Genomic DNA, 15,094 nt, shown 5'->3' on the forward strand with positions numbered 1-15,094 from the left:
CTCGCTCTGGACGCGGTTTAACAGGATTAACAGGATTCAAAACAATGGTTTGAAAAATCCTGTCCATCCTGGAAAATCCTGTTAATCCTGTCTATATCGATGCCTTTAAAGGTCTGTGCGTTGCAGGAGATCCCCTACAGCGACCCCCAGGAGCTCCGGCGGCGGCGGAAGCGCAGATGGGGCAGGATCAGTCCGATGATGACGCCACCGCCGAGCACTCCGGCACCGATCATGAACCACTGCTGATTGGTCTGATTACCCAGATCACGGTTTTCCTGGATGAGATTGGCGCGCTCGCGGGTCAGTTCGCTGACCTGGATGCGCAGCCGGTCGCGATCATTGGTGATTTCCAGGACGTTGGTCGAGGCGTGACGGATGGTGGCCAGCTCCTGTTCCAACTGCTGTTTGTCATGTTGCAGTTTCTGTGCTGTCTCGGTCAGGGTGGCGTGCTCGGACTGGATCGCGGCGAGCTGTGCGGCCAGCGCCTCGGGTTTCTGCTGCAATTCGGCCAGTCGGGCTTCCATCTCGGTGATACGGTTGCGGGCGCTCGGTTCGGTCTGGATCTGGCTGACGAGGACGTAGCCCAGGGTGCCGTCCGGGGTGCGAACGCGGGCGTAATCGGTTTTCTGATTGACACCGAGCACCTCCAGCGGCGTTCCGCTCGGCAGCATCCGCAGGATTTTGTAGCGTGTGCTTTCGCCTGCGCGCAGCGTGATCTCAAGCTGGTCCGTCACATAGCGGGTTTCCGCCGTGACAGCCGCAGCGAACAGCGTGGCGGAGAGGATGAACAAAAGCGGCGTGAAGCGTCCCACAAAGATCCTCCGGGCGGCTGGTTTTGAGCGGTGGGGTGAGTGCAGCAATGCAGATGTTCCGGGACCGTCTCTGATCGTTGTCGTTGTCGTCTTCGGCTTGCGAATCTTCGATTACGACAACGAAAATGACAACGAATGGACTCGGGATTTATAGGCTATTGGACCAGACGATTCTATCACCCGCGCCCGGCGCTTGAGGTCAGCAGAAATTCCAGCAGTGCCTTCTGGGCATGCAGACGGTTTTCCGCTTCGTCCCAGACGACCGATTGCGGGCCGTCGATGACGGAGGCGGCGACCTCCTCGCCCCGATGCGCAGGCAGACAGTGCATGAAGAGGGCGTCCGTCGTCGCCCGCGCCATGATGGCGTCCGTGACCTGAAAGGGCGCAAAGCAGGTCTGTCGGCGCGCCTGTTCGTCTTCCTGGCCCATGCTGGCCCAGACATCGGTCGCGACCAGATGGGCGCCTTCCGCCGCCGCTTCCGGATCGCGGAGGAGGGTGCAGCGATCACCCGCCGCCGTCAGCAGGTCGGCATCCGGCTCGAAGCCTTCGGGACAGGCGATCCGCAGCTCGAAATCGAAGAGTTGCGCGGCTTCGATGAAGGAGTTGCACATATTGTTTCCGTCGCCGATCCAGGCCACGCGCCGCCCGCGAATGTCGCCGCGATGCTCCTGATAGGTCTGGATGTCGGCCAGCAACTGGCAGGGATGAAGCCGGTCGGTCAGGCCGTTGATGACGGGCACCTGTGAATAGGCTGCAAAAAGCTCGACCGTCTCCTGGCTGAAGGTGCGGATCATCACCGCATCGACCATGCGCGACAGCACGCGGGCGCTGTCCTCAATGGGCTCGCCGCGACCGAGCTGGGTGTCGCGCGGTGACAGAAAGAGCGCATGACCGCCGAGCTGCACCATCCCGGTCTCGAACGAAACGCGGGTGCGGGTGGACGATTTCTCGAAGATCATCGCCAGGGTGCGGTGCGCCAGCGGGCGATGATCCTCGCCGGCCCTGAGCATCCGCTTGAGTTCGATGCCGCGCGCGAGCAGCGCCCGCGCTTCATCGGCGCTGAGATCGAACAGTGAAAGAAAATGCCGGCACTGGATTGGATGAGCATCCATGGGATAGCGTATCTCCGACAGGGGCGTCCTCAGACGTTGCCCGGAAAGCCTTGGATCAGTTCGCCGAGCACCTGCACGATCCGCTCGGCCTCGGGCGCGCTCAGGATCAGCGGCGGCAGGAGACGGATCACGCGCTCGGCGGTGACATTGATGAGCAGACCGGCGTCGAGCGCCTGACCGACCAGCTCGGCGCAGGGGCGATCCAGTTCGATGCCGATCATGAGTCCGCGACCGCGAATCCCGACCACGCCTTTGGTGTCCGCCAGGCGCTCGCGCAGGGCACTGAGCAGGGCGTCGCCCTGGCGGGCGGCGTTCTCAATGAGATGATCCGTGTCCAGCGTCTCCAGCACGGCACGTCCCACCCGGCAGGCGAGCGGATTGCCGCCGAAGGTCGAGCCATGAGCGCCGGGCGTCAGCACCTCAGCCGCCGCGCCACGGGCGAGACAGGCGCCGATCGGCACGCCATTGCCGAGCCCCTTGGCGAGCGTCACGACATCCGGGCGCGCAGCGACATGCTCATGGGCGAGGAAACGTCCGGTGCGGCCCATGCCGGTCTGGATCTCGTCATAGATCAGCAGCCAGCCCTCGCGGTCACAGATGGCGCGCAGACGTGGCAGATAGTCGTCAGTGGGGACACGGATGCCGCCTTCGCCCTGGATCGGCTCGATGAGGATGGCGACGATATTCTGACGATGGCTGGCGGCGATCTCGATCGCCTCGACATCGTTATAGGGGACGCGCAGGAAGCCCTGCACCAGCGGCTCGAAGCCGGCCTGCACCTTGCGGTTGCCGGTTGCTGACAGGGTTGCCAGGGTGCGTCCGTGAAAGCTGTTTTCCGCCACCAGGATCGCCGGGTTCTCGATCCCGCGCCGGTGTGCATGGAGCCGCGCCAGTTTGATCGCGGCCTCGTTGGCCTCCGCGCCGGAATTGGCGAAGAAGACTCGGTCCATGCCTGTCCGTTCGGTCAGCATGGCGCCGAGGCGTTCCTGCTCGGCGATGCCGTAGAGATTGGAGGTATGGATCAGTTGTCCGGCCTGCTCGCAGATCGCCTCGCGCACGGCGGGATGGGCGTGCCCCAGCCCGCACACGGCGATGCCTGACAAGGCATCCAGATAACGCGTGCCGTTCGTATCCCACAGCCAAACGCCTTCGCCCCGCGCAAAGGTCACGGGCAGACGTTTGTAGGTAGCCATCAAGGGTTCGCTCATACCGGCAAGGCCCCGATCACGCTAAACCGCGTCCAGAGCGATATGCGTGATGTTCAGTTTGTGTTTGGCTTTGGAGAGGTCATCAACTTCAGTGGAGACGCGGTTTAAAATTTCATATTGTTTAATATCTTAAACCGCGCCAGCGCCAATGTTCATCGATTCTGCCAAGGCCGACCCAATCCCCGGACATCGCCTACCGCACCGGGCGCGGTTTAACAGGGAAAGAAATAAAAAAGGCGGTTCCACCGTTGGGGAAACCGCCTCTGCATCAAGGCGAAGTGTGCGAATATAACGCGAATATCGCGTCTGGCACAAGAATTCAGTGGATATTCCGCATCCTCAACCGGCGTAATTCGCCGCCACGAAGGTCCAGTCGATCTTCTCCCAGATGCTTTCGAGATATTTGGGGCGTGCGTTGCGGTAATCGATGTAATAGGCGTGCTCCCAGACATCGATGGTGAGCAGCGCGGTCTGGCCGGCGGTCATGGGCGTGCCGGCATTGGAGGTATTGACGATGTCGAGCGAGCCGTCGGCGTTTTTCACCAGCCAGGTCCAGCCGGAACCGAAATTGGTCGCGGCGGACTGGGCGAATGCCTTTTTGAATTCGTCGAACGAGCCGAATCTGGCCTGGATCGCCTCGCCGAGCGCGCCGTCGGGCTCGCCGCCGCCGCTGGGGCTGAGACAGTTCCAATAAAAGGTGTGGTTCCAGACCTGGGCGGCGTTGTTGAAGAGCCCGCCCGAGGATTTCAGAATGATCTCTTCCAGGCTCAGGTGCTCGAACTCGGTCCCGGCGATCAGGTTGTTCAGATTGGTGACATAGGTCTGATGATGCTTGCCATAGTGATAATCGATGGTCTCGGCTGAGATGACGGGTTCGAGCGCGTTCTTCGCATAAGGCAGCGCGGGCAATTCATGTGTCATGTCGATCTTCTCCAGTCAGGTTGTTGCGATTGGGCCGTGTGGACGGGCTTCAAATTGGGCCAGTGGCGGGTATCTCAATCCGCAGCCGGGATCAGGCGGGCGCTGATCCTGGTTTTCCCGCACAGGTGGTCGCACCGTCACGCGCCTGCGCGGCTTTTTCCGCGTGCATACGCTCCAGAAAGGCGCGTGTGGCGGAAGTCAGGTGTCTGCCCTGAGGATAGATGGCATGCCATTGGCGCACGAGCGGGAAACCACGCACGTCGAGTACCGCAAAGGCGCCCGATGACTCGTCCAGGGCGAGCGTGTGGCGCGACCAGATCCAGATTTCCCGGCTGATGTAGAGATCGTCGAGGCGCCAGCCGGCGAGTCGCCCACGCCTGCCGCCCCGACAGCAACCAGGGCCTAAAGTACGCCGTGCCGCGCCATAAGTCGTGCGCCAGCGGGTGCCGGATCTCAACGATCCCCGTCGTCCGCTGCATCCGCCGCGTATCTGGCCCGACTGACCGCCAGGAGCCAGGAGCAGGGCGTGACCTGATCCCCGCGTCATGGCGCTCAATCAGGTTGAACGGCTGCCTGCCCCGTACCTCATTCTGACTCGCCAACCTGGAGCCTGCCATGCCATTCGAACCGGTCGTGTTCTTCTTCGTCCTCGGCGCGGCGGCTGGCCTGCTGCGTTCGGACCTCAAGATCCCGAGTGCCATTTACGAGTTTCTGTCCATCTATCTGCTGCTGGCCATCGGGCTCAAGGGTGGCGTGGAGCTGGCCGGGCATCCACTGGGCGAGATCGCCCTGGTCAGTCTGGCGGTGGTGGCCGTGGCCGCCGCCATCCCGCTGATCGCCTTTCCCGCGCTGCGCTTGCTGGGCGGTCTGTCGCGGGCCGACGCCGGTTCCATCGCCGGCCATTATGGCTCGGTCAGCGTCGTGACCTTCTCGGTGGCGGTGGCCTTTCTCAATCAGCACGCCATCCCCTACGAGGGCTATCTGATCGTCTTCCTGGTACTGCTGGAGATGCCGGCCCTGATCATCGGCGTGATTCTGGCGAAGAGCGGCGACGCGGTACGCTGGGGCAGGATGCTGCGCGAGGTGCTGTTCGGCAAGAGCATCCTGCTCCTGACCGGTGGTCTGATCATCGGCCTGCTCGCGGGGCCGGAAGGCATCAAGCCGCTGGATGCCCTGTTCTTCGATCTGTTCAAGGGCATGCTGGCCCTGTTTCTGCTGGAAATGGGTCTGGTCGCCTCCACCCGCATCGCCGAGTTCAGAACCTATGGCACCTTCCTGCTGGGCTTTGCCGTGGTCATGCCCATGATCGCGGCCCTCATCGGCAGTCTGACCGGGGCGCTGCTCGGTCTGTCCGTGGGGGGCGTCATGCTGCTGGCGACGCTCTATGCGAGCGCCTCTTACATCGCCGCGCCCGCCGCCATGCGTATCGCCGTGCCGGAGGCGAATCCGGCCCTGTCCATCGGCGCGGCCCTGGGCGTGACCTTTCCGTTCAATCTCTTCTTCGGCCTGCCACTCTATTACTGGCTGGCCGAGTTCTTCGTCCATCGCCTGGGAGCAACCACATGACGGCGCAATCGAAGACGCTGCTGACCATCATCACCGAGGTGGCGCTGGAGAACAGTCTGATCGATGACTTCAAACGTCTCGGCGTGACCGGCTACACCATCGTCGAGGCCCGGGGGCTTGGCACCCACGGACTGCGCACCGGCAACTGGCGCAAGGAGGGCAACATCCGCATCGATATCGTCGCCGACAGCGACCAGTGCGCGCGGATCGTCGAACATCTCCGGAGCGCCTATGACCGGGATTACGGTCTGCTGATGTACAGCTGTCCGATCGATCTGCATGTTTGAACCCCGATACAAATTCTCAACGTGATCCTCTTCGGTTCAGTCTTTTTCCCATGAACCGAGTGACAGGAGCAATGCCATGAACGAATCCGCCATGCCGTACCGCATCAGGTCCGAACCCTATTACCGGGCCACAGGCAATGAGATCCGCCAGTACGAGGCCGCCTATGCCGCGCGTCTGCCCATGATGCTCAAGGAGCCGATCGGTTGCGGCAACCGGCTCGGCAAGCCGCTTGTGACCGTGGCATGTCGAGGTCTACAACGCGCCGCACAGCGAACCCGCCCGGCTGCGCGCCATGATGGCGGAAGGGCAGCGGGTGCTGGCGGGCATCCCCGGCGTGCGCGAGGTTCAGGCGGGGAGCGTCATCGACCAGAGCGCGCATTATCGATACTGCTGGCTCATCCGTTTCAGCGCACCGGAGGCGCTCGACAGCTACCGGCATCACCCCGCACATCTGGCCTTTGTCGAACGCCCGTTTCGACCCATGGCCACGGATCGGATGAGCGCCGATTATCAGGTGGCCGATGCCCGCACCGGGGTTGCCGCGCTGCCGGACGCTGCGAGCCTTGCGCAAACCGACGGACTGGCCGCCTGAGGAATCCAACCGATTGGCCGAGTGTAAAGGTACGCGATGCGTACCCTACCCGGCTGTCGAGCAGCAGGACATCCAGGCGCTCCATCGGATGCGCAGCCTCACGGTCGAGCGGCGCACGGTCCAGGTCAATCAGGTGCGCGGTCTGCTGCTGGAGTACGGGATCGAGATCCCACAGGGGCGTGCGACGCTGATGCGGTGCCTGCCCGAGATCCTCGAAGACGCCGAGAATGGCTTGAGCGAGCGCTTTCGCGCGGAGTTGAATCGCCTGCTCGAGGAACTGCGCCACCTTGATGCGCAGGTCGCGCATTTCGACACCCAAATTCAGGTCATCGCCCAAAGCGACGAGACCGCCCAACGGCTGATGACGATTCCTGGCATCGGCGCCCTGATCGCCACCGCCCTGATGGCAGCCGTCGGCGAGGACGTCGGCCTGTTTCGCAACGGGCGCGCCCTGGCGGCCTGGCTTGGGCTGGTCCCGCGACAGCATTCCACTGGCGGGCGCGAGCGCCTGCTCGGGATCAGCAAGCGCGGTGACGTCTATCTGCGCCAACTGATCATCCATGGGGCACGCGCCGTCATGCGCTGGGTCAAGCGCAAGGAGGACGCCACCAGCCGCTGGGCCCGCGCGCTCAAAAGCCGCCGTCCGACCAACGTCGCCGCCGTGGCGATGGCCAACAAGATCGCGCGCATGGCCTATGCCGTGATGCGCACCGGCAAGCCCTACGATGCGACGCTCGGGGCGCTCGCCAAGGGCTAATCGCCAGGTCGACGCCGAGCGCGCGGCCATGATCGCGTCAACCGCCCAGAGGGCACCAAGACCACCGAGTATCACCACCACGAGTTGCGAAGAGTGAACCTCACTGTGATGGCTAAAAAGACCAGTCCTACCTCCCTGAAAACCTGTGGCTCCCACCAGCCAGCCGATGCTGAGACTGCGAGCGTGATGAGGACGGGAAGGTACGCGCATTCCATCAGGGCACGCGGATCAGCAACGATCCATCAAGACGATGTCGGATAGATGGCTGCAACGGATCTTTCTGTCCAACAGCGATTTTCCTCTTGCATCGCGGGGCGGACCATATATGGGAGCCAGAGGATATCCAAGTCCTGGTTGACGGGGATGTAATAAACAAAATAATAGCAGCCAGTATTGTTGCAATAAGCGAACTTGCTCTGAATTCATCCCAGCCCAATCTGTTAATAATGAAAACACCGGCATAAATAAAAATCACCAATAACAACCTAATAAGTAGCCCTTGAGATAAATCATGTATGACAAGAGAAAGCAATTTGTCATAGAGAGTGCTTTTATATTGTGTATCAGTCATTCTTTCTCCAACGCCTAACGTGGAGCCCAAGGCGGCGCGCGCTCGCTCTTTGGGCGTTCGTTAGGCATAGTCTGCGGCTCTTAGGTTTAGGAATTAATTAAACTGTTCCCGGCACTGCGTTAGGTCTCACTGCTCACCCGGGCGAGAGTATGAAATTACCAGGGCGCTATGTGGAGGAGCCACGTCGCCGAATGCGGCGCGATAGTTGTCGTTCGGCAGAGGACTTCCTTGACTGCAGTTGCATATGGATTCGATGACGTCCGCAATTGTGAGCGTGCGACCTTCGAGAAGGAACTTAAGCTCTTGGTCGGTCCACGGTGCCTTGGGATCAGGACGAGCCAGGGTTGCGGAGTAGGCATCCGAGTGCCAGACGCAAGCCGAACCCTCAGGTGGAAAATCCTTCGGCTGTTTGCCAAACGGAAACTCACAATAGAACATCTCCCAGATCGCAGCGTAGTGGCTCTGCGCGCACTGGCGTAGTAATTGTGAGTGAAAGTGCGATTCACCAGAGGACTTCTGCCTGGAATCCCAGGTGTCCTCGTGCGTGCTTAGCCGAGGCCACTTCGCTTCGAACACCGACGCCTTGAACTCGGTCTTGTTCTGCAGAATGATGCAGGCGTCTGCTCCGATCTCGCGTTCAGCGCTTGGGTTCAGAACTTGCACCTTGGCGCTGAGGCCAGGGAAGTGCCTTGCGTTGATTTCTCTCCGCAGTGAGCCAGTGAAGTTCGATGTGTAGTCGTTCTCGCTCACAACGAAGCCATCGATCAAGTCTGCACGGACCAGCCTGTCTGCCCAATGTGCGCAGTCCATGATTGCGTGGATGATTTCTTGGGGGAAGAGCATCGGAGAGGTGTCCTGTGAGGCCTAACGCATAGGTTAAGCGGCCCCGCTGGCACAGCATTTCAGAATACGTGCCGCGCCGTCTGCGGGGTCCGCGCTTGAACCGATTGTTAGGCGATTCTTTCATTCAGTCTGAAGCTGTTCGAGAATAACGTGGTCTGTCCCGGTTTTCTCCTCGACTTGCTAGATTCCATCATGGTCAATTGTGCCTGTATATCGTATTAACAATATCTTTTTGTTCAATATGCGCCCCATTTTGTACTTTACTGGCACTACTGCCACCAGTTTCATCTATAGCCATTTGTACCCAAAGTGTTGGACAGCCTGCACTAGTGTCTCGTATTAATGTGCATGTGGCATCAAATAAGTTTGTACTTTTACTATCATCCCAAGTACCTATGCAACGATCCGTTCGGACATGTTGAGTATGCCCGGAATCTTTATAGATAGCCAAATCAATACTTAGTGATTTTGAAGTTCTATCATAGTTACTTTTGGCATTAAAATATAATGGTATCCCATTATAGTCATTACCATCAGCATCTTTAGAAAACTTTCCTCCACCAAAATTAAACTCCATATTGTTATAAAACAACGCAGCACTAAGTCCAGAACACCCAACTTGTCCGTCAACATAATCGCACATGGCGTTATAACGGAGAGGGGTATAATTTTTTTTCTTAATATAAGATAGAGTTCTATTATGATGGACAACTCTGTCTACGTTCGCATCAGTAGTTGCTTCATACACAGTTGCAGTGTTGCCGGAGACGCTTTCAAAAAGCATCACATGGTGGTTGGATAAATTTAAAATATCCCCACGCCTTAAGCTGTCCACTGACCCTATATTTCCCACGTTATAAGAAATAGCAGATAGTTGACCTGTTCCACGTTTAGTTGGCAGATTCCACGCACGCGATACGAAACCAGAGCAGTCAACCCCCTTTGAGCAGATTTCCACCCCCTTTGTATCGATGTCACCTGCTTGAAGGCCGGATGCCATATCATCGTTAAAGGACTTGATTGAAGAAAACCCGCCCCAATCGTATGGCACGGAAGAGTAAAAGTCTGCTGTAGTTAAGTATCTTGGTTTGCCACGCCCAGGACATTCACCACTAATATTCACATCGTCAAGAGGAGACGAATTGTTAATAAATGCCTGGGCATTTGATATGACATCAGGTCTAAATATCTTGCAACTTACAGCCTTAGAAGATGGGCTAATGTTTTTTTCTAAAACTATGTTTTCTATAGTATTATTTTTTAGTGAATTTAAGTGATCTACAAAAATTAGCTTTCTGATTTCAAATCGCTTGGGGTATGCGACTATTGTGTAAATTTCGCCATTTTCATTGTTGACACTAAGATTGTGGTCTATGTCGATAAATCCATCTGTAGGGATTCTGGATATTTTCTCTACGCTTCCATCGGAAGTATATTGGCGGATAGTCTGATACAATTCTTGATTGCTCTCGTCAACGACAACAAAAATTCTGTTATCGTTAGTCACATGTAAAATATGCAAACCTATTAACTTGCCATCTACGGTCACAGGAAAGCGCTTATTTCCTATGGCAACTTCCCCCAACCCATTAGAAATGTTAGCGATATAACTTATACCTTGCCGTGAAACACCCTCTATTTGAGAAATATTAACAGTGGATTCCCCAAAGCTCATTTCACCAAGGACATCGCCATTGTCACCAATAGAGAGGCCGGTCAAGTCATCACTTAAATTTTTTGGTATCTGAAAAGTATCTAAGACATCACCTGAAAACATGAGTTGATAAACGCTAGGGGTAGGAGAAGCTGAGTCGAGAACCCAAATACTACCTTGAGAAATTTTTATATCAGTTGCACCAACTAGCGTTTCCGGTAACGGTATAGATCGAAGATATTTACAGGAAGAGCTGTATTGCAGCAATCTATTAGCTGCCGTGTCAGCGATAATGAAATTACCATCCTGATCTATAGTAAAGGATTTTGGTCCCCAAGGAAGAGCATCTTTAACTCCGACACCTTCATAGTGGACACCTCGTTTTCCTCCTACGGGAATAGAGCAAACTAACTCTGTTGTATCAGAACCATAAGCAAATGTGGAATATTGAAAACTTGTTAAAAAACAAGCCGATGCTAATGCCAAAAATAAGCGGTTTTTTGGTAAAAAATTGGTAGCCATAAATCACCTCTCTAAAATATCGTGGACTCAATCATGGTATTTCATAATTCCCGAACGCCAGATTGGGGATCGCTCTTGACGAAAACTTAATAGAATCATTAAGTTTTCAGTTTAAATTAGTGGCAGAATCTTGAAATGAGACCCACCTGCCTAACTATTAAGCATTTATCCATCGGGCGCACAGCAGTGAGCACTGATCTCGCGCCGACGCTTAAGCGCCCGATGGATAAATGTCTGTTGGACTAATCCGATCCTGGCACGCCCGGGCCGGCGGCGCAACGGGCATGCCTTATAGAGAGGGAATTGTATTGGTCGGCCCTGGACGGCGCGGGAGCGCCGGTGCCGACAGGTCGATCATGAGGGACGTCGCGAAAGCAGAAAGCGGGCATCGGGAGGGCTCCCAAGGTGCTGCGAGGACGTGTATTGGGGAGGATTTTAGTCCAATTCCCGTGCGCGAGGCGAGCGCCATCGCAGACCCACTTGGGGACTGAGATAAAGACCGGATGCGGAAGTGGAATCGGCGCTGAAGGGCGAGCGTTATCCTCCGTCGCGGCGTTTCGGTGCGAGCGCGGCGCGCACACGCAACCGTCCGGTGTGGCAGCTCGGACAGGGATAGCCGTCAAACGTCGGCGTTGGCGCCTCGTGCCCCGCCGTCACTGGACAGGTCGTCGCCGCCAGCGCCGCAATGGCGGCGCGGATCTCGGGCAAGCGCCGGGTGCGGCAGCGATTGGCGAGGAAGCCGAAGTGACGCACCCGCATGAAGCCTTTAGGCAAGACATGCAGCAAAAAGCGCCGCAGCAGTTCCGCGCCTGAGAGGGTCATGACCTTGCGACGATCGCCGTCGCGGTAGTCCTTGTAGCTCAGTTCCACGAACTCCCCGTCGAAGCTGAGCAAGCGGCGGTCGCTGAGGGCGGTACGGTGGCTGTAGCGCCCCAGATAATCGACGACCGTCTCGGTGTGCACCAGGCAGGGCTTGGAATAGACCACCCACTCGGTGCGCATCAAGGTGTCGAGCACCCGGTCGATCTCTTTGGGGTCGGTCAGCCGCGGCAGACCTCCGGCCTGCGCGGCCTGGCGCAGGCGGCTGACGAAGCCGCCGCGCACATGCCGGGACAGCGCCCGGACCGGAAACAGATAGGTGCTTTTAGCGGGGTGCCACTCACCGGAGGCAGAGAACGCTCCGCCGGGAACCAAGCCGTGCAGATGCACATGCCGGGTGAGCGTCTGTCCCCAGGTGTGCAGCACGGCGGTCATACCGAGTTGCCCATCCAGGCGCTTGGGATCGGCCGCGAAGGCCGAGAGCGTCGCCCACACCGTCTCGAACAGCCGGTCGTAGATCTCTGTGGGATGGACCTCGATCCAGCCATTGAGCGTGGCGGGCAAGGTGAACACCACATGGTGATAGGTCACCGGCAGCAGCGCCGCGCGCTGGCGCTCACACCAATCCAGGGACGTCCGGCGCTGACAGCGCGGACAGTGGCGGTCCCGGCAGGCGTGGTAGCAGACCGCCTCGGCTTCACACTGATCGCAGCGCAAGGCGAAGCCGCCAAGGGCGGCGGTGCGACAGGCGAGGACATGATGACAGACCTGCCACTGGCGCGGGCTCAAGGTTTGGGTGGCCGCCAGGTCGTCCAGACAGGTCCGGATGACCGCTTGCAGTGAGGCCGGCTCAGCCATGGGCCACCTCCAACTGGGCGATGACATCCAGCGCGCCTTCGCCCTCGCCGGCACTCGGGAGCCAATGCACATAGCGCAGGGTCGTCTGGATACTCTGGTGTCCGAGCAGGCGTTGCAGACGCTGCACCGGCAGTCCGGCCGCGAGCTGATGGGTCGCAAAGGCATGGCGCAGCCCATGAAGGCCGCCGACCTTGTGCACACCGGCGCGTTGCTTGGCCTGCGTGAACGCCTTCTGGAGCGTGGTCGGGGTAAGCCTCGCGCCGTCACGACCAGCAAACAGCCAGTCATGGGGACGATAGGCACGCCAATAGGTTCGCAGTTGCTCCAGCAGGGTGGGGGAGATGGGGACCAGGCGATCCTTGGCGCCCTTGCCCTGCTCAATGCGCAAGAGTCGACGCTCGCCGTCGATGTCGCCGACGCGCACCGCCAGCACCTCACTCAGGCGCAGCCCGCCGCCGTAGCAGAGCGTGAGCATGGTGCGATGGCGCGCATCGGGACAGGCCCGCAGGATGGCTGCGACCTCTTCGCGTGTGAGCAACTCGGGGATCCGCTGCGGCCGCTTGGGCAGCGTCACCTCCAGGTCGACGGCCGGCCAGTCCAGAACCTCCAGGTAGAAGAAACGGATGCCGTTGTAGAACAGCCGCACGCTGGCCGGCGCCAGCTCACGCTCGCGCACCAAGTGCTCGAAGTAGCGCTTCAGATCCGCCGAGGTGAGCGTATCGGGCGCGCGGTGGGTGAACTTCGCGAGATCCCGCACCGACGCGAGATAGCTCTCATGGGTGCGCGGGGAAAAACCATGCATCTGCATGGCCGCGATCATGCGCTGACGCAAGGGTGTCATCGTCCGGTCCTCACTCAACGACCCGGATTGGGTCACGGCGAGTGTGGACGACGCTGAGAAGATCGACAGTCAGCGCTGACGGGGAGGAGAGCCTCGACCAAGGCCCGCGGAGCGGATTAGTTCAATATGGCGCTAGACAGATTCCAGATTCGCCGTAGTAGACAGAATCGGCCTAATCTCCAAAACCACCCTGGTCGGCACGAGTGACTTTGTGGCCCCTGGTTCCGCGTTCCGTGTCGTTTTGCCGGAGAGTAAGCCATGACGCAAAACCCGTCAACTCATGAGGAAAAAGTCCGCTCCTTCTGGGATCGCTACGTGCAAAGCCTCCATGAATCAGGCATTCAGCCGCCTTTTGACCGCTGGATGGTGATTCGCGCGGAGCACGACATCGCGGCCTATCCCGACCGCAAACTGGCGGAGCAGTCGCCCGAGGATGTGGACGCTTACCTCGCCGTGCTGGGGCGGAAACCCGGACTGAAGGACTGGCAATTCCGACAGGCGGTCGATGCTATACAGAATTTGCTCCGTCTGGCGAGCGTGAACTGGTTGGATCGGGTGGACTGGGACCATTGGCGGGCGTCGGCGCGCGGATTGGCGTCGATTCGCCAGGCTCATGAAAGAAAAAGGGGACGGATTTATTTGTTGCTCTCACCCCGAGAAAATAAATCCGTCCTCTTTTTCTTTGCGTCCCCTTTTTCTTTCAACGCCGACATACGCACGGGACGCGCACGCGCCTGCCGCACGTCAAGCGTGCCCAATCGGGACTGCCTGCTGGCATCGAATACCATGAGCTGATGCAGACCGCAGACAGCGCGCCCGCGCGGGTCTGCTGTATCGAATGGCATGTTCCATACTCAAGGAGCTGTCACAACCCATCACAGGTCATCCAACTGGAATCAGAAACCCATGTCCACACCTCAGGTCAACCCCGAATTCGCTCAAATCCTGCAACCCTTGGGGACCGGTGCCATCGACTTCTTCCTCGCCGCCAGCCTCTACCAAGCCAGAAAAATCAGTTTCAGTGCCGCCGCTGCCCTCGCGGGATTGGGTTTCGACGAATTCCACTATCGTCTGAAAGAGCATTTCGGGGCCGGTTTCGCCATCAATGACACGGTCGTCCTGGAGGACATGGCACTGGTGCGCTGCCATTTCGGATCCGGCGCATGAAACTGGTCATCAACGCCAGCCCCTTGATCTTTCTGGCCAAGGTGGATGCCCTCAACCTCCTGTCGGATTGCTTCGACGCCATCCTGACACCTCCAGCGGTGGTCGCGGAGATTGGGGCGTTGCGCCTTCCGTCGTTTATCAACGTGACAGCCTTATCAGAAATCGGTAGCGCCTTTGTCCGTGGAGCCATTGGCAGCCTCCATGCCGGCGAACTGGAAGTCATGATTCTGGCGCGAGACTCCGGTATCGGCCTGGTTGGACTCGACGATCTACTTGCCCGACGCAAGGCCCAACAAATGGGGCTGCAACCCATCGGTACGATCGGTATTCTGCTGCTTGCCCGTGAGCGCGGAATCCTGACCAATGCGGAGGCATGGTCCAGGGTTGAAGCACTGGTCAAGACGCATGGCCTTTATCTTTCGCCTCGGATACTCGAAAGTGTTCGCACTGCGCTGCAATAACGGCTCTCCCAACGGTACTGGCAAATCGGCACGAACCAAGCAGGACGGGGTATTCACCCCGTCCTGTACGTTTTTAGCGTCCGCGTCCAACCGACGATGTTC

The 15,094-nt window shown here is 58.5% G+C and carries 16 protein-coding genes; 7 read left to right on the top strand and 9 right to left on the bottom strand.

All coding sequences use genetic code 11. The features are described from left to right. Nucleotides 1-134 precede the first annotated feature (134 nt). The 5 genes from EDC35_RS07395 to EDC35_RS07415 all read right to left on the bottom strand — a co-directional run bounded on the left by EDC35_RS07395 (nucleotide 135) and on the right by EDC35_RS07415 (nucleotide 4,600). Nucleotides 135-812 (bottom strand): TIGR04211 family SH3 domain-containing protein, encoded by a 678-nt coding sequence (locus EDC35_RS07395; protein ID WP_243651513.1) that lies wholly within the window; start codon nucleotides 810-812, stop codon nucleotides 135-137. Between the two features lie 176 nt (nucleotides 813-988). Beyond that, entirely contained in the window at nucleotides 989-1,924 is a 936-nt protein-coding gene (gene argF, locus EDC35_RS07400) for an ornithine carbamoyltransferase (protein ID WP_132976600.1), read from the bottom strand. A gap of 29 nt (nucleotides 1,925-1,953) precedes the next feature. Next, complete coding sequence (locus EDC35_RS07405) at nucleotides 1,954-3,132, bottom strand: aspartate aminotransferase family protein (RefSeq protein ID WP_132976601.1); 1,179 nt, start codon at nucleotides 3,130-3,132, stop codon at nucleotides 1,954-1,956. Between the two features lie 339 nt (nucleotides 3,133-3,471). Then, entirely contained in the window at nucleotides 3,472-4,053 is a 582-nt protein-coding gene (locus EDC35_RS07410) for a superoxide dismutase (RefSeq protein ID WP_132976602.1), read from the bottom strand. A 91-nt stretch (nucleotides 4,054-4,144) separates the two neighbouring features. Beyond that, nucleotides 4,145-4,600: a type 2 periplasmic-binding domain-containing protein gene (locus EDC35_RS07415; RefSeq protein ID WP_132976603.1), complete on the bottom strand. Its 456-nt coding sequence runs from the start codon at nucleotides 4,598-4,600 to the stop codon at nucleotides 4,145-4,147. A 68-nt stretch (nucleotides 4,601-4,668) separates the two neighbouring features. On the opposite strand from EDC35_RS07415, the gene EDC35_RS07420 reads away from it, so the two are divergent. The 4 genes from EDC35_RS07420 (at nucleotide 4,669) to EDC35_RS07440 (ending at nucleotide 7,256) form a co-directional block, all read left to right on the top strand. After that, nucleotides 4,669-5,619 (top strand): sodium-dependent bicarbonate transport family permease, encoded by a 951-nt coding sequence (locus EDC35_RS07420; RefSeq protein ID WP_132976604.1) that lies wholly within the window; start codon nucleotides 4,669-4,671, stop codon nucleotides 5,617-5,619. Beyond that, nucleotides 5,616-5,906, top strand: coding sequence for a DUF3240 family protein (locus EDC35_RS07425; RefSeq protein ID WP_132976605.1), 291 nt, complete (start codon nucleotides 5,616-5,618; stop codon nucleotides 5,904-5,906). The genes EDC35_RS07420 and EDC35_RS07425 overlap by 4 nt, the downstream gene beginning before the upstream one ends. Nucleotides 5,907-6,190: 284 nt before the next feature. Beyond that, on the top strand, nucleotides 6,191-6,499 hold the full coding sequence (locus EDC35_RS07435) for a Dabb family protein (RefSeq protein ID WP_279387987.1): 309 nt from the start codon (nucleotides 6,191-6,193) through the stop codon (nucleotides 6,497-6,499). A 13-nt stretch (nucleotides 6,500-6,512) separates the two neighbouring features. Continuing rightward, entirely contained in the window at nucleotides 6,513-7,256 is a 744-nt protein-coding gene (locus tag EDC35_RS07440; RefSeq protein WP_243651514.1) for an IS110 family RNA-guided transposase, read from the top strand. Between the two features lie 697 nt (nucleotides 7,257-7,953). Here the strand turns inward: EDC35_RS07440 and EDC35_RS07445 are convergent. The 4 genes from EDC35_RS07445 to EDC35_RS07460 all read right to left on the bottom strand — a co-directional run bounded on the left by EDC35_RS07445 (nucleotide 7,954) and on the right by EDC35_RS07460 (nucleotide 13,364). Continuing rightward, nucleotides 7,954-8,670 carry a hypothetical protein gene (locus tag EDC35_RS07445; RefSeq protein WP_132976607.1) on the bottom strand — a complete coding sequence of 239 codons (717 nt, stop codon included), beginning with the start codon at nucleotides 8,668-8,670 and terminating at the stop codon, nucleotides 7,954-7,956. A gap of 196 nt (nucleotides 8,671-8,866) precedes the next feature. Further along, a complete protein-coding gene (locus EDC35_RS07450; protein ID WP_132976608.1) occupies nucleotides 8,867-10,846 on the bottom strand; it encodes an NHL repeat-containing protein in 1,980 nt (659 codons plus the stop codon). Between the two features lie 537 nt (nucleotides 10,847-11,383). Beyond that, a complete protein-coding gene (locus EDC35_RS07455; RefSeq protein ID WP_132976609.1) occupies nucleotides 11,384-12,523 on the bottom strand; it encodes an IS91 family transposase in 1,140 nt (379 codons plus the stop codon). Further along, nucleotides 12,516-13,364 carry a tyrosine-type recombinase/integrase gene (locus tag EDC35_RS07460; RefSeq protein WP_132976610.1) on the bottom strand — a complete coding sequence of 283 codons (849 nt, stop codon included), beginning with the start codon at nucleotides 13,362-13,364 and terminating at the stop codon, nucleotides 12,516-12,518. The genes EDC35_RS07455 and EDC35_RS07460 overlap by 8 nt, the downstream gene beginning before the upstream one ends. Nucleotides 13,365-13,622: 258 nt before the next feature. Between EDC35_RS07460 and EDC35_RS07465 the strand changes: the two genes are divergently transcribed. The 3 genes from EDC35_RS07465 to EDC35_RS07475 all read left to right on the top strand — a co-directional run bounded on the left by EDC35_RS07465 (nucleotide 13,623) and on the right by EDC35_RS07475 (nucleotide 14,992). Then, on the top strand, nucleotides 13,623-14,159 hold the full coding sequence (locus EDC35_RS07465) for a hypothetical protein (protein WP_132976611.1): 537 nt from the start codon (nucleotides 13,623-13,625) through the stop codon (nucleotides 14,157-14,159). Nucleotides 14,160-14,270: 111 nt separating this feature from the next. Further along, entirely contained in the window at nucleotides 14,271-14,531 is a 261-nt protein-coding gene (locus tag EDC35_RS07470) for a UPF0175 family protein (RefSeq protein WP_132976612.1), read from the top strand. Beyond that, nucleotides 14,528-14,992: a PIN domain-containing protein gene (locus EDC35_RS07475; protein ID WP_132976613.1), complete on the top strand. Its 465-nt coding sequence runs from the start codon at nucleotides 14,528-14,530 to the stop codon at nucleotides 14,990-14,992. The genes EDC35_RS07470 and EDC35_RS07475 overlap by 4 nt, the downstream gene beginning before the upstream one ends. The last annotated feature ends 102 nt before the right edge of the window (nucleotides 14,993-15,094 follow it).

This window comes from Thiobaca trueperi (assembly GCF_004342175.1).
In the GTDB taxonomy this organism is placed as follows: domain Bacteria; phylum Pseudomonadota; class Gammaproteobacteria; order Chromatiales; family Chromatiaceae; genus Thiobaca; species Thiobaca trueperi.